At 62.5% G+C, this 18,708-nt stretch carries 13 protein-coding genes; 5 read left to right on the top strand and 8 right to left on the bottom strand.

The genetic code is table 11. The features are described 5' to 3' along the window. Positions 1-149 precede the first annotated feature (149 nt). A complete protein-coding gene (galU, locus tag C8K18_RS13650) occupies positions 150-1,064 on the bottom strand; it encodes a UTP--glucose-1-phosphate uridylyltransferase GalU (RefSeq protein WP_006049009.1) in 915 nt (304 codons plus the stop codon). Between the two features lie 286 nt (positions 1,065-1,350). Then, positions 1,351-1,521 carry a hypothetical protein gene (locus C8K18_RS33300; RefSeq protein WP_157140611.1) on the bottom strand — a complete coding sequence of 57 codons (171 nt, stop codon included), beginning with the start codon at positions 1,519-1,521 and terminating at the stop codon, positions 1,351-1,353. 220 nt (positions 1,522-1,741) lie between these two features. On the opposite strand from C8K18_RS33300, the gene C8K18_RS13645 reads away from it, so the two are divergent. Further along, entirely contained in the window at positions 1,742-2,977 is a 1,236-nt protein-coding gene (locus C8K18_RS13645; RefSeq protein WP_107707762.1) for an acyltransferase, read from the top strand. Positions 2,978-3,092: 115 nt separating this feature from the next. On the opposite strand, the gene C8K18_RS13640 is transcribed toward C8K18_RS13645, so the two are convergent. From C8K18_RS13640 to C8K18_RS13630, 3 genes are read right to left on the bottom strand one after another with little or no spacing between them, the layout of a single operon-like run. After that, on the bottom strand, positions 3,093-5,567 hold the full coding sequence (locus tag C8K18_RS13640; protein ID WP_107707761.1) for a glycosyltransferase family 4 protein: 2,475 nt from the start codon (positions 5,565-5,567) through the stop codon (positions 3,093-3,095). Beyond that, the gene (locus C8K18_RS13635) at positions 5,564-7,030 is read right to left on the bottom strand and encodes a flippase (RefSeq protein ID WP_107707760.1); all 1,467 of its coding nucleotides are present in this window, start codon (positions 7,028-7,030) and stop codon (positions 5,564-5,566) included. The genes C8K18_RS13640 and C8K18_RS13635 overlap by 4 nt, the downstream gene beginning before the upstream one ends. Before the next feature lie 35 nt (positions 7,031-7,065). Beyond that, positions 7,066-9,267 carry a hypothetical protein gene (locus C8K18_RS13630; protein ID WP_107707759.1) on the bottom strand — a complete coding sequence of 734 codons (2,202 nt, stop codon included), beginning with the start codon at positions 9,265-9,267 and terminating at the stop codon, positions 7,066-7,068. 696 nt (positions 9,268-9,963) lie between these two features. Here C8K18_RS13630 and C8K18_RS13625 point away from each other — a divergent pair. The 4 genes from C8K18_RS13625 to C8K18_RS13610 all read left to right on the top strand — a co-directional run bounded on the left by C8K18_RS13625 (position 9,964) and on the right by C8K18_RS13610 (position 14,689). Further along, positions 9,964-11,061, top strand: a complete 1,098-nt coding sequence (locus tag C8K18_RS13625) for an acyltransferase (RefSeq protein ID WP_107707758.1) — start codon at positions 9,964-9,966, stop codon at positions 11,059-11,061. A gap of 46 nt (positions 11,062-11,107) precedes the next feature. Continuing rightward, positions 11,108-11,857, top strand: coding sequence for an SGNH/GDSL hydrolase family protein (locus C8K18_RS13620; RefSeq protein ID WP_107707817.1), 750 nt, complete (start codon positions 11,108-11,110; stop codon positions 11,855-11,857). A gap of 38 nt (positions 11,858-11,895) precedes the next feature. Further along, positions 11,896-12,939: a GDP-mannose 4,6-dehydratase gene (gene gmd / locus C8K18_RS13615; RefSeq protein ID WP_006049001.1), complete on the top strand. Its 1,044-nt coding sequence runs from the start codon at positions 11,896-11,898 to the stop codon at positions 12,937-12,939. 247 nt (positions 12,940-13,186) lie between these two features. Beyond that, on the top strand, positions 13,187-14,689 hold the full coding sequence (locus C8K18_RS13610; RefSeq protein ID WP_107707757.1) for a Fic family protein: 1,503 nt from the start codon (positions 13,187-13,189) through the stop codon (positions 14,687-14,689). Positions 14,690-14,713: 24 nt separating this feature from the next. Here the strand turns inward: C8K18_RS13610 and C8K18_RS13605 are convergent, their stop codons facing one another. From C8K18_RS13605 to C8K18_RS13595, 3 genes are all read right to left on the bottom strand, one after another. Then, positions 14,714-15,880: a glycosyltransferase family 4 protein gene (locus C8K18_RS13605; RefSeq protein WP_006048999.1), complete on the bottom strand. Its 1,167-nt coding sequence runs from the start codon at positions 15,878-15,880 to the stop codon at positions 14,714-14,716. Positions 15,881-15,953: 73 nt separating this feature from the next. Next, on the bottom strand, positions 15,954-17,183 hold the full coding sequence (locus C8K18_RS13600; protein ID WP_107707756.1) for a glycosyltransferase family 4 protein: 1,230 nt from the start codon (positions 17,181-17,183) through the stop codon (positions 15,954-15,956). Next, the gene (locus C8K18_RS13595) at positions 17,180-18,706 is read right to left on the bottom strand and encodes a glucose-6-phosphate isomerase (protein WP_107707755.1); all 1,527 of its coding nucleotides are present in this window, start codon (positions 18,704-18,706) and stop codon (positions 17,180-17,182) included. The genes C8K18_RS13600 and C8K18_RS13595 overlap by 4 nt, the downstream gene beginning before the upstream one ends. Between the last annotated feature and the right edge of the window lie 2 nt (positions 18,707-18,708).

Below are 18,708 nucleotides of genomic sequence, written 5' to 3'. Positions count from 1 at the left end.
AAGTTCGAGCAGCGGCAGCCGCAAAAAAAGACGGGCGCCTCGTTGCTGCGAGGCGCCCGATTTCAATGCGCGCGATGTATTGCGCGCTTTCTGCGTGATTTACGTGTGGACCGCAGCGACCGTAGCAATGCTAGCGACCGCCGCCCGAATCAGGCCGCTTCAGCCGTGTACTCCGGCGGCACGCCGTGCGCGTTCGCCTGCAAATAAGCCTGCAAATAGGCTCCAAACTCGTCTTTCACTTCCGGATGACGCAGCGCGAACTCCACCGTCGCCTTCAGATAGCCGAGCTTGCTGCCGCAATCGAAACGCGTGCCGAAGTAGCGATAGGCGAGCACCTGCTCTTCGGTGAGCAGCGACTGCACGGCATCGGTCAACTGCAATTCGCCGCCCGCGCCGGGCTTCAGCGCGCGAATATGCTTGAAGATGGTCGGCATCAGCACGTAGCGGCCCACTACGCCGAGGTTCGACGGCGCCTTGTCCGGTGCCGGCTTTTCGACGATGCCCGAGAGCTTGATCACGTTGTCTTCCCACTCGCGGCCGTCGACCACACCGTATGAGCGGCTGTCTTCACGCGCGATGGTTTCCACGCCGATCACCGAGCTGTGATAGTGATTGAACGTATCGACAAGCTGGCTCATGACCGGCTTCGAGCTATGCAGCAGGTCGTCCGCGAGAATCACTGCGAACGGGCTCTGACCGACCAGCTTTTCCGCGCAGAGCACTGCATGACCGAGACCGAGCGCTTCGGCCTGGCGAACGTAAAAACAGTCGACATTAGCGGGCTTGATGCTGCGCACGAGATCGAGCAGCTTCTGCTTGTTGCGCGCTTCGAGCTCGGCCTCGATCTCATACGACTTGTCGAAATGATCTTCGATAGCGCGCTTGCTGCGGCCCGTGACAAAGATCATTTCGGTGATGCCGGCAGCAATCGCTTCTTCGACAGCGTACTGAATCAGCGGCTTGTCGACGATAGGCAGCATTTCCTTCGGACTTGCCTTGGTAGCCGGCAGGAATCGTGTCCCGAGGCCCGCTACGGGAAACACGGCTTTGGTGACTTTCAGCATGGTAGGCATTCCCAGATCGGTTAGAAATTGGTGTCGCGGGCATGGCGGCCGCTCGACGTCGCCGGAAAGGCTAACAAAAAAGCCACGCGAGATCACGCGTGAAATTTCTCAAACAATGCTTAATAAAACCGGTTTGCATCCATTGGAGCGGCGTGTAATGCGCAAGACAGGCAACAATTACATTGCAAAATCGAATTATTTTTAAGCAGTTGCGAAAAATTTACTCGTGGATTTTCTCGCGCCGCGCGCGCGAGTCCGTGCGCAACGAGGCGTGCCGCGGCCGGCTTTACGAACGGGCTTCTTCGTTTTCGTCGAGTTGCGGCAGCTTGCCCGGATTGATGCGAAAACGGCGGATCGGCTCATTACGCAGCGCTTCCCGGTAGGCGGAGGCGGCGACGAGGATCAGCAGCACGGCGATGCCGGCCAGCAAATGCAGGTTCATGACTTCACCTCTCATCAGGAGAATCCGTGCTTCAAAGTAGCATGACAAAACGGATAAATAATTATTCGATACGGCTCGTCATGTGTAATTACAATTCGTCACAAAATGGCCTTTTTAATGGAGAATATGGCCGATTTTTTTATCCATTTTTGGTGCGCGCGGTGCACTAGCATGTGATGCACCGCGCGCGCATCGCGCGAATCCGCATTGCACCACTTCGAATAAAGGACCGCGCATGAGCGACTCAGCACTGGATGCCGCCGGCTCATCCCTGCCCCTGTCTCCTACCTCAAAACCCGCGGCAAAACCCGCCACGCCGCGCGCGCAAAGCGACGCGCGCGCCGACAGCGCCGGCAAGGAACATGTGATCGACGCAATGCGAGGCTTCGCCGCGCTGCTCGTCGCGTACTTCCATTGCCGGCAGATCGAATGGGTCGGCATGCAGGCCTTTCACCAGAACGCCGGTCATTCATTCAGCCTGAATACGATTGCCGCCTATCTGACCTTTCCGATTGCGTGGGGCTCGGCCGGCGTGCCGATTTTCTTCGTGATCAGCGGCTACTGCATTCATCGCAGCGCCGCATTGCGGCTCGCCGCCAATCCCGCTTACCGGCTCGGCGGTGCGAACTTCTGGGCGCGCCGCTTTGCGCGCATCTATCCGGTGCTGCTCGCGGCATTGCTGCTGACGTTCGCACTCGACTGGTTCAGTCTGCAATTGCCGCCTGTGAGCCACAAGATTCGCGAGATCGGCCTCGAGGCATTTCTCGTCAATCTGTTTTCGCTGCAAGGCGTGGCCGGCAAGACCTATGGATCGAACGGCGCGCTGTGGACCCTCTCGCTCGAAGTGCAGTTCTATGCGATCTATCCGCTGCTGTTCGCACTGCGCCGGCGCATCGGCATGACGTCGGTGCTCGCGATAGTCGGCGTGGTCAATGTCGTGTCGGCTTATGCGCTCGAGCGGCACGACATTCAGTTCTTCACGTCATACTGGTTTTCGTGGACGCTCGGCGCATGGATCGCCGACGCGAAGGCGCACAGCGTGTTGCAAACGCGTTCGTCGCGGTGGCTTTACGCGCTCGCCGCGGCCTGCATCGCGCTCGGCTGCGCGGCGTTTCATTTCGGTCAGTACGGTGCGTTCCAGTTGTGGGCGATCGGCTTCGCGTTCTATCTGTACAAGGCGTTGGAACCCAACGACCGCAATAAGGGCAACGGCAGCGGCCGCGCCGGTTGGGGCCTGCGGCTGCTGTCGCGCTTCGGCGACTTCAGCTTCTCGCTGTATCTGATTCATCTGCCGATCTTCGTGCTGCTCTCGTCGCTGCTATTCCGCTCGTCGTTGCAGATGTCGATCTGGCCGTCGTTCGGCTATATGCTGGTTGCGGTGCCTGCCGCGTATGTGTTCTATCGTCTCGTCGAATTGCCGGCGATGAAGTGGTCGGCCAGTTTCAAACCGAAAACGAAAAGCGCGCTGTAACGTCCCTGATTAAAAAAAAACGGAGCAAGGCCGGCGAGTTCGTCGCTGACTCATGCTCCGCTTTCTTTCACGCAAGCGGCGCTTAAAACCGCGAGCGCCGTCCCTTCCTCAAGCTTCACGCATCCGCAGACTTCTTCGCCGACGCCGCCACGCGCCTCAGAATCCGCTCGACGCTCTCGACATACGCTTCCGTGCCGAAACGGCTCAGCGCCGTCCTGTAGCCGTTTTTAACGAGCCTCTCGCGCAGTTCCGCATTCGAGCGCAGTTCGGCCAACGCGTCGGCCAGCGCATGCGCATCGCCTGGCGTACACAGCACGCCGTTCTCGTAGTCGTCGACGATCTCCAGCACGCCGCCCGCGCGTGCGGCCACCACGGGCCGCTGCGCGAGCATGCCTTCGACGATCACGCGGCCGAACGGCTCGGGCGTGATCGACGTATGCACGACCGCATCGACGGCACACATGCACGCCGGAATATCGTGCTGAAAGCCGAGAAAATGCACGCGGCCACCGAGCTTATTCGCCGCGACGAACGCATGCAGTTCGATCTCGTACTGATCCTCGCCGAAGAGCGGCGCGCCGACCAGCACCGCGTGCATGTGCGGATTGAGGACCATCGCTTCGAGCAGCACATGCTGGCCTTTCCAGCGCGCGAGCCGGCTGAACGAGCCGACCAGAAACGCATCCCGCGGCAGATTCAGTCGCTCGCGCAGCGTCGCTTGCGGCACGTCGCGCAACGCGTCGAACGGCGCCGCGGAAATGCCGTTGAATACGACGTCGATACGCTTGTCGTCGAACTGCGTGAGTTCGGCAAAGGCACGCGCCGATGCCGCCGAATTCGCGATCACATGGCTAAGGCCGAGGCGCGCGCACCACTTGATGATCGCAAGCTGCTTGCCGCCGAAATGCTCGGGACTCACGATGTCGCGCAGATGCCAGACCACCGGCCGCCTCGCGAGCTTGCCCGCGACCGCGCCGATCACCATCGCGCGCTGCGTGTTCGCATAGATCACCTGCGCATTGCGCGCGCGTTTGGCCGTCGCCCGAACGAGCGACAACAAACCCTTCAGCGCCGCGCCCTTCGGCAGCGAGCCGCCCTGCTTGCGCACGTTGCGCAGCGCGCCGGCGTCGAGCACCTCGACGCTCACGCCCGCTTTGTCGAGCGCGGTGCGGAACGGGCCGTCGTCGAACAGCACGACCTCGATGCGCGAACGCAGCGCCTTGACGATCTCGAGCAGCGACAATTCGGCGCCGCCGAGCACGCCGCTTTGATCGACCGCGAGAATGCGCGGCGCGTTCGCCGTAGGCCCGGCGCGCTCTGGCGCATACGGCATGTACGGCGGCAGCGTCGCGTTGCGCAGCGCGGGGACAGCAGCGCGCACATGCGTGAAGAGGCGCTCGCGGAAATTGGCCGCGGAGAAACGCTCGGCGTTCGCGCGGCAATCCAGCGGCGAAAAACGCTTGACGTGTGCGTCGAAACGCTCGACAGCGGCAATGATCGCGTCCGCGCTTTGCTCGTCGAAGAACATGCCGGTCGCGCGCGGCTCGGTCACATCGCGCACGGTTTCGAGCGCCCCGCCCTTGCCGTACGCGATCACCGGCGTCCCGCACGCCTGCGCCTCCACCACCGAAATGCCGAAGTCTTCTTCTGCGGCGAACACGAAAGCCTTCGCGCGGCTCATCCGGTCCTTGAGCACCTCGAACGGCTGATAGCCCATGATCTCGACATTCGCGCCGGCCTTCGCGCGGATCTTCTGCATCTCGGGACCGTCGCCGATCACGACGAGTTTGCGCTCGGGCATACGCGCGAACGCCTCGACGATCAGATCGATCTTCTTGTACGGCACCATGCGCGATGCGGTCAGATAAAAGTCGTCCTTCTCCGTGCACAGCGTGAAAGCATCCACGTCGACGGGCGGAAAGATCACTTGCGCATCGCGCTGATAAACCTTCTTGATGCGCCGCGCGATGAACTCCGAGTTCGCGATAAAGCCATCCACGGAATTCGCCGTGCGGATGTCCCAGTTGCGGATGTAATGCAGAATCAGCCGCGCCATCGCGGACTTCAGGCCGCTCGTCAATTTCGACTGCTGCAAGTACTGATGCTGCAAATCCCACGCATAACGAATCGGCGAATGCACGTAGCTGATATGCACCTGGTCGGGACCGGTGAGAATGCCCTTCGCCACCGCGTGGCTGCTAGAGATCACGACGTCGTACGCGGACACATCGAGTTGCTCGATGGCGAGCGGCATCAGCGGCAGATAGGTGCGGTACTTCGTGCGTGCGAGCGGCAGCTTCTGGATAAACGACGTGGTCACGGGCTTGCCGCGCAGGAAGCTGCGGTCGTCGAGAAAATCGACGAGGCTGAACAGGTCCGCCTCCGGAAAGCACGCGACGATCTGTTCCAGCACCTTCTCCGCGCCTGCATAGGTGACGAGCCAGTCGTGCACGATCGCGACGCGCACGGTTTTATTGCCGCGCGATGCGGCGCGCGAGGGCGTGCCTATAGCGGGAGCCGTGGTCAGTTCGGCCAGTGCGCTGCGCGTCGGCGGTTGCAGCACGGCTTCTTCAAGGACTTCGTGGTTCATGCGCTTTTCCTCGGATTCAGTCGCAACAGCAGTGAACGCGCTAGATCGCGCAATGCGGGAGTCATCGTGATGGACCAGGCGATGTTCGCGCCGACCATCAGCACGCCGGCGACAATCGCCATCGCGAGGCCGGGCAGGAAGCCGGAGAGCCAGAGGCTCGCCAGCAGGAAAACGAGGTGAGCGAGCATGTCGAGCGCGATCTGCCGCGCGCGGATCGCGGAGAGCCGCAGCAGCACGACGTAGTCGAAAAGCGCGCGGCCGGCCACCGCGATCGCCGCGCCGGTCAGTCCGAAATGCGCGATGCCGAACCACAAAGCCCCTGCAAACAAGGGCAATTCGAACAGGCCGACGCGTGCGGCCGTGGCCGGATTGACCTGCGACTGGATCAGAATGCGCGTCACGCTGGCCTGACCCACGAGCCAGACGGCGACGATCATGATGCGTCCCACCGGCGCCGCGACGGTCGCAATCTCATTGCCCACCCACAGATGCAAAAACGGTTCGAGCACGAGCATCGCGATCAGCGCGACGGGCGTGAACACGCCGTTGAGAAATTCGAGCGATTGCTGCGTGATGGTGTCGGCGTCCGCGCGGCCGACAGCGGAGAGCCTTGGAAACAGCGTGCGCACCATCGCGGTCGGCACGATGTTCAAACGCGTGACGAGGTTTTGCGGCACCGTGTAATACGTGACGAAGCGCGCGCCGAGACTGGTGCCGAGCATCACGCGGTCGAGCGATTCGGCGATCATGTTGGTGACGCTCGCAATCAGCATCCAGCCGCCGAAGTTGAAAAGCCCCTTCGCCACGCCGAGCTGCGGCGGCAGAATACTGCGTATTTCAAGCACTTTTAGCGCCGAACGGCCGAGCAGGATCGCGGCGAGTATGCGTGCGAATACTGCGGCCGCGAGCACGTTCTGCAAATTCGCGCCGAGCCAGAGCGCCGCGCCGAGCGGCAAGAGCTGGAACAGGAAAGTGCCGATCGTCTGATTCGTGTTGTAGACGCCGAAGCGTTCCGCACCGTTGATCGCGCCTGCGAATACCCACGAGACATTGGCCAGCGGAATCGCCACCGCGAGCCACGGCAACGCCATGTAGACCTCGTGCTGCAATTCCGGCGATACCTTCGTGAAATACGCGGTGTAGAGAAACGCGCCGAAATAAATGATCAGTCCGCCGATTACACCGGTCGCGAGATTGAGCCACGTCGCGCTCCAGAACACGCGCGCGCTTTCGTCCTTGTCGCCCGACGCGCGCGCTTTCGAAATGTGATTCTGCGCGGCCATGCTCATGCCGAGATCGAGAATGCCGAAGTAGCCGATCAGCGTCCACACGAGACTGATCACGCCATAGCGCTCGACGCCCAGCAGTTTGATATACGACGGCACGGTCACGAGCGAGACGAAAGTCGGCAGCACGAGGCCGAAGAAATTGATCGCTACGTTCTTGAGAATGCCTTTGTCCATCGGATGCCCTGGGTTCGACTGCGATTGGTAATTCGTCACGGTTTCCAGCGGTACATGAGCACCTTGCCGCGCGCGTCTTCTTCGACGAACACGCGGTACTCGCCGTTGCTTCGCTTCGCCGCGCTGATGCCGTTGGGCACGTCGACCCAGCCGGACGCGCGGCCTACTTCGGGGCCCGGCCGAATCACGCCGACCTCGCGGCCGTTGTCCTTGTCCCACACGTGCACGGCGCCCACGGGTTCGACGCCGAAGATGTATTGCCCTTCGACCGTGAGCCCGATGATCGTCGCGATGGGTTTGCTCTGCGTCTGCCAGGGGAGCGTGATCGAATAGCGCTGCACCGGCTTGCCGCTCGACCACTTGTCGTAGCGCACGAGCACGCGGCCCACTTCCTTCCAGAAGCCGCGGTCGGCCGGCGTGTCCGGCGTATAACCTGTTACGTACAGCGTGTCGGTGTCGGGTTCGTAAATCGCGCGATGCAGCTCGGCGAACGGTTGCGGCATCGGGTATTGCGTGAGGTCGGAATACGAATAGAGCGGGTTGCCCTTCGCATCGATGCCACCGAAGCGGAAGCGATAAATGCCCTTCGTATCGCGTGTGCGCCAGATGTCGCCGGCGCTGTCGACCCACCAGCCCCAGCCACCCGCGAGCTTGGTGCCGGTCGTGTTGAGCGCGAACTCGTCGGAATTAAATTTGCCGTCGCCGTTTGCGTCGCGCCAGATCCAGTCGCCGCCCGGCGGCGCGTTCGGCACCTTCGCGACCGCACGCTCGCGGCCTGCGATAAAGCCCGACGGAATCGCCGTCTCGCCGTCGTGTTGCGGATCGAAGCGATAGATCTTCAGATGATCCGCATACATGTCCGTCAGATACAGAAACGTGCGGCCCTTCAGCTTGCGGGCAATCGGCAGGCCCGGATACTGGTCGGTGTGAAAGACCGGATCGTCGGGATACTTGAATCGGTTGGACAGGAATCCGACATATTTCCAGTCCTGTCCCGCGGGTTTCGAGAGGTCGAGTTCGAAGCGTTTGTTGCCTGTATAAACGCTGTCCGGACGCGACGGATCGATCCACGCGCCATCGACGAAAAGCAGTCCCTGAACGAGCCAGTTCTGTTTGCCGTCGGACGCGTAGCTTTCGAGCGTCGCGCCGAGGCCCGCGCCGATCGGCTCATAGCGCGGACCGATGCCGTTGGTCGACACGTACACATTGCCGCGCGCATCCACGCCCACACCGGTGAGTCCGTTAAAACGCCGCGGTCCCGGCCTTCCGGCGACGCCGCTAAAAATGCCGCCGCGCTCGCCGAGCGAACCGCTCTCTTCGTAGCGCCCTTCCTTCTTGCTGAAGAACAGCACCTGCTGACGCGGGCCGTTGTCGGCGATCAGCACACGGCCTGTTGCATCGACGGCCATATCGACCGCGAGCGTATCGGCGGGCAGTTCGAAGTTCTCGTCGATACGTTTTCCGCCTGACGTGTAGTGCTCGACATGCGGCGCGCGATCGTTGCGCGTGCCGCTCAGCACCCATAGCGTGCCGTCCGGCGCAAGCGCGAGGCGGCCCGGTTCGTGCACGCTCCACGTGGTCTTCTGTTGCATCGATTCCGCGTCGTACACCTCGATGCGATCGCGCGCAGTGTTCGCCGCGTAGAGCGTCGTTTCGCTCGCCGCGAGTCCGCCGATTTCGGCGCTCGTGCCGGTCGGCACTTCGTTCATCATCAGGAAGCCGGCTGCGAGCTGCGCATGCGGATCGGCGCTTTTCGCCGCAGGCTGAAACGGTGCGGCGCGTTTCGGATCGGCGATCTGCCGGCGCGAGATGCCGAACCACTCCTTGCCTTTCTCCGGCCACACCCCCGGCTGTACGAGCCGGCCTTTTTCGTTGCCGACTGCAATTGCGACAAACGCGTACTTGCGATTGATCGCGATCGCATTGCCGCCGCTGTTGCCCCAGCCGTGCGTGCCGCCTGCGAAGCCGAGCATCTTGCCGTTCTGATAGACGCTCGCCTCGGCACCGCTTTCGTCCCACGGCGCATTCGTGTAGACCTTGCCGTCGGGCGCGACGGCAATTGCCGTGATGTTGATTTGCGTCCAGGTGCCGTCGCCGAAGCCGAACGTATTGCCGATCCACGACGTCTTTGCGTTCAACGCCGTTTCGGCACGCGCGATCGAACCGGCCGATAGAGCGGCCAGCCCGGCAGCGCACGCGAATATCGCGAGACGGCGTTTGAACGTGAAGCGCAGCAAGGTATGTCCTCCAGTCGATACGGATCGATGCTTTAAAAACGATGAGGCTGATAGGCGAGCGCGCGCGAGCCTCACAGACGTACGCTGCTATCCGCACACACAGGCATTCAATGAAGGTGACGGCATGCGCCGCAAGTTGCCGATGAAAGACGAAGCGCGAACGTTCGCCTATGCCACGCAGGCCGCATAAGCCACGTCGAAATGCGATGCTCGGCGCACGCGCCGTCCTTGGCCACCCAATCCGCACGGTTCACATTACGCGTACAAAAGTCGGCGACGAAAGTCAAAAATAATTTAAAAATATTCCCGGCTTTATGCCGGGATAAAGAAATCGATTTAAAAATGGATTAAAAGAAAATTTGGCCGTGCCATGCTGTATAAGGAGCACGCTTGCGGATGCATGAGCCCATGTTTTACCGACTCCGCTTCACCGATCCGGCGAATTCACGCATGAACTCGGACTCGGGCTCCGGGTACAAGACAAGCATGAAAACCGCCTTCAAATGGATAACGAAACACCCTGTTGCAATCTGATTCACTTATCCATTTCATTCGCGTTTTTTCGCGATTTTCTTTTGCCTAGAATCGAATGCAGCCGGATTGCGCTCCGGATCGCGGCCGTTATCGGCGCGACGCGTCTTTCGCAATGCCTTGCGGCTTCTCGCGGCTTTATCCGCTTCACACCATGGACGGTTCATGACTGCTAGCGCCCTGCCCATAGCGCCTTCTCATTCACGCCGCATCGTGCAGCTCGACGGCTTGCGTGCGATCGCCGTGCTCGCGGTGTTCGCGCAGCACGCATTGAAAGCGCCGCTGTGGATGGGCGTCGATCTGTTCTTCGTGCTGAGCGGCTTTCTGATCACCGGCATCCTGCTCGAACGCAAGGCGCGCGGGCAGTCGTACTTCGGCTATTTCTATGCACGCCGCGCACGGCGCATTCTGCCGCCGTATCTGCTGCTGATGGCGGTGTCGTCGATCCTGTTCGGGTTCGGTTGGGCGCAGCACTGGCAGTGGTATGCGTTCTTCGCGACCAACATCGGCGATGCGCTCAACCAGAGCGGACACGACAGCCTGAATGTGCTGTGGTCGCTTGCCGTCGAAGAGCAGTTCTATATTGTGTGGCCGTTCGTGATTCTGCTCGTGCCCGAGCGCGTGCTCGCATGGGTCGCGGCCGCGCTGATCCTGCTCGTGCCGGTGCTGCGCGCGGTGGCCACGCCGTGGTTCGATTCGTTCTGGCCGATCTATTACCTGACGCCCTTTCGCATGGATTTGCTTGCGGCGGGCGCGCTGCTCGCGGTCGCCGTGCGCCGCGATCGTGACGCGCTCGAACCGTTCAAGGGCCTCGCAGTGCTCGGCGTGATTGCCGCACTCGCGGCGCTCGCGTGGCTGCATCTGCATTTTCCGCGTTTTCGCGCGGCCAATACGCCGCTGTCGAACGCGGGGCTTTACAGCATTTCGTTGGTGCTTTGCACGTCCGTCGTGGTCATCGCCCTGCAAAGCCGGGGCATCGTCAAACGGCTGTTGTGCAATCCGGTGCTGGTGTACATCGGCACCATCAGCTACACGATCTATCTGATTCACCTGAGCGTGCTGTATGCGTTGTGGCCGCTGAACATGAGCCGCTATGCGACCGCTACGCTTGCGCTCGCGATCACCCTCGCCTATGCAAGCGTCACATGGTTCGCGTTCGAGAAGCGGCTGATTTTCGGCTCGCGCGGCAGTCCGCACGCGACGGCCGGCGCGGGTGCGAGTGTGCCGCGCGCCGCGCCGCAAGCACCGCACGGCCGCGCATGAAGTGGCACATGAGGTGGCACATGAAGTGGCGCATGAGATGGCTCGCATGAAGCGCCGCGCATGCGCCGCCGCGGCAGCGATGCTCGCGCCGCTTACCGCACTCATCACGCTCACGGCATTTACCGCCGCAACGACCGCGCATGCTCAGGCCACGCAGCACCAGATCGTGATCGATGCCTACGGCGACTCGACGACGCTCGGCATTTCATGCAGCGAAGGCCGTTGCGCGCCGCAAGCGCAAAACGCCGTGGCCTATCTGCAGGACAAGCTGCAGATGCATTTCGGCGAGCGCGTGCGCGTCGTCAACTACGGCGTCGGCGGGACGATGGCGACGCAATTGCGCGACGGCACCGGCAACCGCCGCGCCGGGCCGACGGCCGGTTTGCCGTGGCGCGAACGGCTCGCGGCATCGCCCGCGCAAATCGTGCTGATCAACTACGGCATCAACGAAGTGATGCAGGACCAGACGCCCGAGCAGTTCTACGCAGCGCAGAGCGCGCTCGTGCAAACGGCTCGCGCGCTCGGCAAGGAGCCGGTGCTGGAGACGTCGAATCCGATGCCCGATAACCGGCTCAATGCACGGCTCGCGTCGATGGTCGCGGTGACGCGCCGCGTCGCCGCCGAGCAGCATGTGCCGCTCGTCGACCAGTTCGCGTACGTCAGCAGCCTGCCGGACTGGAAGACGCTGATGTCCGACGGCGCGCATCCGAAGCCGGGCTTGTACCGGCTCAAGGCCGAGCAGGATGCCGAGGTCGTCGAACCGCTGGTGCGGCGGCTCCTGGATGGCACGCTCTGAGGTGCTCTTTTTTCTTTTACCCATATCGAAGGCAAGCTATGAGCCAACCACGCAAAGCGATCATCACCGGTGTGTCCGGACAGGACGGCGCCTATCTGACCAAGCTGCTGCTCGACAAGGGCTATCAGGTGACCGGCACCTACCGGCGCACGAGTTCGGTGAACTTCTGGCGCATGCGCGAGCTGGGCGTGCTCGATCATCCGAATCTGCGTCTCGTCGAGCACGATCTGACCGATCTCGGCTCGACGCTGCGTCTGCTCGAAGGCGCGCAGGCCGACGAACTGTATAACCTCGCGGCGCAAAGCTTCGTGGGCGTCTCGTTCGATCAGCCGGTCACGACCGCCGAGGTGACCGGCATCGGCGCGCTGAATCTGCTCGAAGGCATCCGCATCCTCAATCCGAAGATGCGTTATTACCAGGCGTCGACGTCGGAAATGTTCGGGCTCGTGCAGGCGGTGCCGCAACGCGAGGACACGCCCTTCTATCCGCGCAGTCCGTATGGCGTGGCGAAGCTGTTCGCGCATTGGTCGACGATCAACTATCGCGAGTCGTATGGTCTCTTTGCGAGCAGCGGCATTCTGTTCAATCACGAATCGCCGCTGCGCGGCCGCGAGTTCGTGACGCGCAAGATCACCGACACCGTCGCGAAGATCAAGCTCGGCAAGCAGGACGTGCTGGAGCTCGGCAATCTCGGCGCGAAACGCGACTGGGGCTTCGCGCTCGAATATGTGGAAGGCATGTGGCGCATGCTGCAAGCCGACGAGCCCGACACCTTCGTGCTCGCGACGGGCCGCACTGAAACGGTCCGCGACTTCGTGCGCATGGCGTTCGCAGCGGCCGGTTATCAACTCGAATGGTCGGGCAAGGAAGAGCGCGAAACGGGTATCGACGTGGCGACCGGCAAGACGCTCGTGCGCGTGAATCCGAAGTTCTACCGGCCGGCCGAAGTGGATCTGCTGATCGGTTGCGCGGACAAGGCGCGCGAGAAACTAGGCTGGGAGCCGCGCACGAGTCTCGAGCAACTGTGTCACATGATGGTTCACGCGGATCTTGGGCGGAATGAGCATCAGGAGACGTTTTGAGGTAAGGGGCGCGGGGACGGCGTGACGGCTGTGGGGGCCGGCACGCGAGAGCCGCGTGTCGCGGTCGGAGAGCACGTCGTAAGCTGGTAAACGACATTTATCCGCGTTCCTTAGCTGGTTTACGACAAATTCGCCAATCCGCCCGTGCCGATTAGCTGGTAAACGACACGCCTCCCGGAGAGCGTTTTAGCTGGTAAACGACAAAACCGGTAGAATGGAAGCTGGTTAACGACAAATTCCCGGCTCCATGCCCTCCCTCAAAGTCGAAAAACGACAATCCGATGAAATTGTCTTCGCGGCCGGTGACACCGGCTTCGACCGCACGCTTCAAAGGCGCGCGAAGGAAGGCGGCCTGTTGCGCGTCGCGCGAGGCGTCTACGTCGAGCCCGGTAATCAGGAAGAGGTCGCGGGGCGGATTCGCCGAAACTGGCAGAAAATCGCCGCGCACGCGGTGCCTGGCGCGGTAGTCTCCCACCGTAGCGCATTCGCCGGCGGCATCACCGCGGCCAATGAAGTCGTACTCTCCCATCCCACGCGGTTTAACCGGCGTATCACCTACCCCGGCCTCACGCTCGTGCTGATGAAAGGCCCCGGGCCTATGCCCCGCGATCTGCGGCTTGGATCGCTCGATCTTTACTGGGCCTCGCAGGAACGTGCGCTACTCGAAAATCTCGCGCGGGGGGCGGCCGCAACCCGGGCGTCGCGCGAGGAGATTGAAGAACGCCTCGTTGCCTGCCTGAGCGCGAACAAAGAGCCAGGCCTCAACCAGATTCGGGATCGCGCTCGCGAACTTGTCGAACCGCTCGGCGCAGCAACGAGCTATGAGACGCTCAACGGACTGATAGGCGCGCTGCTGAGCACGCATTCAAAGGGCGTGCTCAAAACGAAGGCTGGATTGGCTATCGCCCAGGGCGCGCCTATCGACATGGCGCGCATGACGCTCTTCGGCACGCTGGCAACCGCGCTACGCACGGCGGTGTTGCCCGACATCGTGGACGTGGCCGTTGCGGGCGACAGCCGCATCCATTTCGCGTTTCTTGAATCGTATTTTTCCAACTATGTCGAAGGAACACGGTTCTCTGTCGAGGAAGCGGAAGGCATCGTCTTGCGCAATCAGATCGTTGCGCAAAGACCCAAGGATTCACACGACATCCTGGGCGTATTCAATCTGGCGTATCGCACCGAGACCCGCGCAATAGTGCCGCCAGTCGGTGAAGATTTCATCGACGTGCTTCAGGAGCGCCATCGGATCATGCTCGAGCGCAGACCTGAGGCAGACCCTGGCAATCTGAAGCTCGAGGCAAATTATGCGGGCACCACGCAGTTCGTCGAGCCCTCTCACGTTCGCGGCACGCTCGCCGAAGGATCTCGCCTCGCGTTGACCGTCCCCGAGGGCCTCGCGCGGGCCATTTTTTATCTCTTTCTGATCGCGGAAGTTCATCCCTTCGCGGACGGCAATGGGCGTCTGTCGCGGCTGATCATGAATGCGGAGCTTTCGCGGGGCGAGCGCGCTCGCATCATTATCCCCACGCTTTTCCATCCGCAGTTCGTGGACTGCCTGAGAGCCCTCACACAAAGCGGACGTCCCGAGCCGCTCATCAGTTCCCTCGCACGAATGGCAGCGTGGTGCGCGGGCTTCGACTATGCCGAACTTGAAGCAGCCGTGCCCGCCATGCGCAGCGCACACGCGTTCGAAGAGTCGCCGGCGGAATTCCGGCTGCTCAATGCGGACGGCAGCCGGGCCACGTAGTAGCGTCTCGTCCCGTCACAAAGCTCAGTGCACCCCACCCGCCCCAATCGCCTCCCCATAAACCGCAGCCACGCGCTTCGCGATCACCGAATTATCGAAGTTCTCACGCGCATAGCGCCGGCACGCGTCGGCGTCCGGCAGCTTCAGCCTGCCGCTTAGCGCACCTGCGAGACCCGCCGCGATGGCTTGCGCGCCCGTCTCCGGCAACACGAGATCGGGCGACAGCCCCGCCACCGCTTCCGGCAAGCCGCCGACCGGCGTTACCAGCACCGGCGTGCCCGACGCGAGCGACTCGACCGTGATGAGCCCGAAGCCTTCGAGCGCCACCGTCGGCACCACGCTGATATTCGCCGCACGATACAACGCCGCGAGATGCTGATCGGGCACGAAGCCGAGCAGCTTCACGTTGTCCTGCAAACCGGCCTCGTCGATGCGCGCCTGCAATTCGTCCGCGAGACGCCCCTTGCCCGCGATCAGCAGCAGCACGTCCGGATGGGCCGCCTTCAGCAGCTTGACCGCATCGATCAGATCCTCCAGACCCATGCGCCGCACGAGACGCCGCACCGCCAGCACGATCGGACGATCCTGCGGCAATTGCAGTTTCAGGCGCGCTTCGGCGGGTGTGATGGGCAGATTGAATTGCTCGACGTCGACGCAACCCGGCACCACGCGCACACGGTCCGGCGAAATGCGATAACGCGAAGTCAGAATCTTGCCGAACGCCTCCGACAAGACGATGAGCCGTGACGAACGCGCATACACGGATTGCTCGAGATAACGCTTCGCGCGCTGGCCGAGCGAATCGGCGCCTTCGACATGGCTCTCGTCGGCCCACGGTCCCTGAAAATGCGAGACCTGCGGAATGCCGCGCGTGACGTCGAGCCCAGGAAACGTATACAGCGCGAAGTGCGACGAGATCACGTCGGGACGCGAGCGGCCGATCTCCTCGCGCAGCGCGCGGCGTGCGGCCATCAAGCGCAATGGCAGCGATTGCCCGGCCGAACCGAAGCCGTTGATCGCACCGCCGGTATCGGCGGCCACTTTCGGCGAGCCGGCCACGACGCCGCGCACCGCGACGCCCGCGCCCGGCAGCGCGCCGACCAGCGAGTAATACATGCGGTCGAGGCCGCCCGCGCGCTCGGGGAACCAGTGCATCCCGATCTGCAGCGATTTGATTGAGCTCGTCGTCATTGTCATTGCCCCTTGTCGATTTCGTGAGGTATTCGTTGGATTGCGATGGTCGCGTGTCCGACGCGCCGTCGCTTCATTCGCCGCTCTTGTGGCCGGCCAGCGAGTTGAGCGTCAGCGCGTCGGTCTTCGCGACCGCCGCCGCGTCGGCCTCGCTGCGCCGGCGATTTTTCTGCTGCCCTTCGAGCTGCCGATACAGCGCAATGTATTGCGCGGCCATGCGCGCCCAGCCGAAGCCGGTCGCAAGTTCGTTGGCGGCTAGGCCCATGTTGCGGCGCGCGTTGTCGTCGGCGGCAAGGCGCGCGACTGCGGCAGCAAGCAAGCGCGGATCGTCGGGATCGTCGAGCACGATGCCGCATTCGGGCGTGATGATCTCGGCGCCGCCCGCGGTGCGCGCGGTCACGACCGGCAGACCCGCGGCCATCGCTTCGAGCAGCGACAGGCTCATTGCCTCATAACGTGATGGAAACACGAACGCATCGACGGAATGCATCAGCACGGGCATCTCTTTCACGAGCCCGAGAAAATGCACGCGATGCGCAATGCCGAGCGCCTTCGCTTCGTCCGGATAAGGACTGCCCGGCAGGAAACCGGCCACCGCGATATGCACATGCTCGGGCAAATGTTTGAGCGCGGCCAGCACCGTACCGAGGTTTTTGCGCGGCGTCCGCAAGTCACCGACGAACAGCAGCAGGAACGCATCGGAAGGCAGACCGAATTTCGCACGATCGCCGGTGGCCGCCGCAAAGCCCTGCGTATCGACGCCGTTATAGATCACGTCCACACGGTTATCCGGCGTGAGGCCGATCGCGCGGATTTCGTCGGCGACCTTCTGCGAGACCGCCGTGATCACCTTCGAGCGCCGGTAGGCCCAGCGCTCAAGCATCGCATTGCAGCGCGTATAGATCGACTGATACGCGGACCACACGCCCTTCAGCAGCCCGAACGGGTAGTACTTGCTGCCGAGCCAGCCGCTATGCACGAAGTGCGATGTGTTGACGTCGGCGGGCATCCACGTAATGAAGCCGTTCACATGCAGCACGTCGTATTCGCGGCGATGCGCGCGCAGCCACAGCGCGCTCTTGAACGCGAACACCTGCTGGCGCAACAGATTGGTGGGCCACCAGCGGCCGATTTTGATCGGCGCCCAGCGGACATTCGGATGAACGAGCAGCTCGGGCGCCACATGCGAAGCGATCAGCGTCACGCCGATGCCTTCGTCGAGCGCCGCGCGCGCGATCTCGTGGTTGACGCGCCCCTGGCCGTCGTTATGGCGCACAACGTGCGTGACAATGGCGACTCTCAATCAGTGCCTCCGTGGAAAATTGGCGTGCGCGATGGGCTATTGACCGCGCTGACGCGGTTGATCTTGTCGTAATGCACCGCGGAAAGAATCGAAAAAACGCTCATGAAAAGCAGCAGTCCGCCGGTGCCGACGAGCGAATTGGTGAACACGAGCATCGCGAAGGTCGCGAGGCACAGGCTCAGGCACGCGGACACGTATTTGTCGTGGCGCAATCTGAACGACGCGAGGACCGCGCGCGTGAGCAGCCACACGATGCCCGACATATAGAGCAGCGTGCCGGGCCATCCAAGCACGAACGGTATGTTCATCACGCCGCTATCGAAGTTGCCGTACTGGCCGAGTTGGCCGCCGTCGTTCGAGAGTTTCGTCGAGGTGCCGGTCGCGCCCATGCCTTCGCCGGAGACATCGGTGAAGGCGGTCTTCGCGAAGGTCGCGTAGAACTCGTTGCGCGCGGCATAGCTCTGGTCGTCGTTCAGATTGACGATGGTCGACAGACGCGCCTGCATCCGCTCGGCCACCGGACCCACCGCGAGCAGCGGCACGCATAACCCCGCAAGCAGTACCGCGCTCGCGACGATCCGCAAGCGCACCTTGTTGTTCGACTTGATCAACTGGATCAGCAGCGCGATCACCCAGCCGCCCCAGGTGGAACGCACGAGGCTCAGCGCAAACGAGAAGAAGCCGAGCGCCGCCGCGACCCAGCGCACGCGATGCGTGGCGGCCATCACGTAGACCATCGCGCCCATCATCGCGAACGCGAACGGTCCCGACGAATTCATCGTGCTGAAGACGCGCACGCCCATCGGCACGGGATCGCCTTGCGAGTTCATCTGCGAGCCGAGCATCCACAGCGCGTCCCACTGCGGCATGATGAAAAACTGGATCAGGCCGTAGCCGCCCATCACGAGCATGCCCCAGATAAACGTGTTGACGATGATGTCGCGATACTGCGGATACTGGCGCGTGTTCGCCATGATGTGAAAGCCGATCAGGATCGGATAGAGCCAGTTCGCGAGGTCGTAGGTGGCCGCGAGCGGGCCGCTCGACACCACGCCGACGAGGTACGCATAGACGAGGCCGAGCAGGATCAGCAGCACAGGCAGACCGCGTCGCTGGCCGAGCAGCCGGTAGTAGCGCAGCAGCGAGAACGCGCTGATCATCGTGACCGCGAGCGGCGCAACCTGGATCAGGCTCGTCGGTGTGAACGAGCCTTTCGACCAGTCGGCGAGACGCCGCACTTCCGGGCTCAGAAACCACAGCCACCACATGAAGCCGATGTAGCGCGCGGGGCTTTTGAAGTAGAGCCACAGGCCCGTGAGAATCGCGAGGACGGGAAACGCGAGCGTCAACACCGTGCCTTGATGCGCGACGATCAGCACCGCCGTGATGAGCCAGAGCATCGCCGATGGTAGCCATTCGCGGCGGCCTCGCCTTGCGCCCTGCACGGCCGCCGCCTCTACAGCGCTGGACATGCCAGGTATGCCGGGCGTAGGCGGAAAGTCCGCTCGCGGGAACATCGACATCG

This window comes from Paraburkholderia sp. GV068, from assembly GCF_003058125.1.
Classification (GTDB): domain Bacteria; phylum Pseudomonadota; class Gammaproteobacteria; order Burkholderiales; family Burkholderiaceae; genus Paraburkholderia; species Paraburkholderia graminis.
This window is presented reverse-complemented; position numbering and strand designations above follow the sequence as displayed.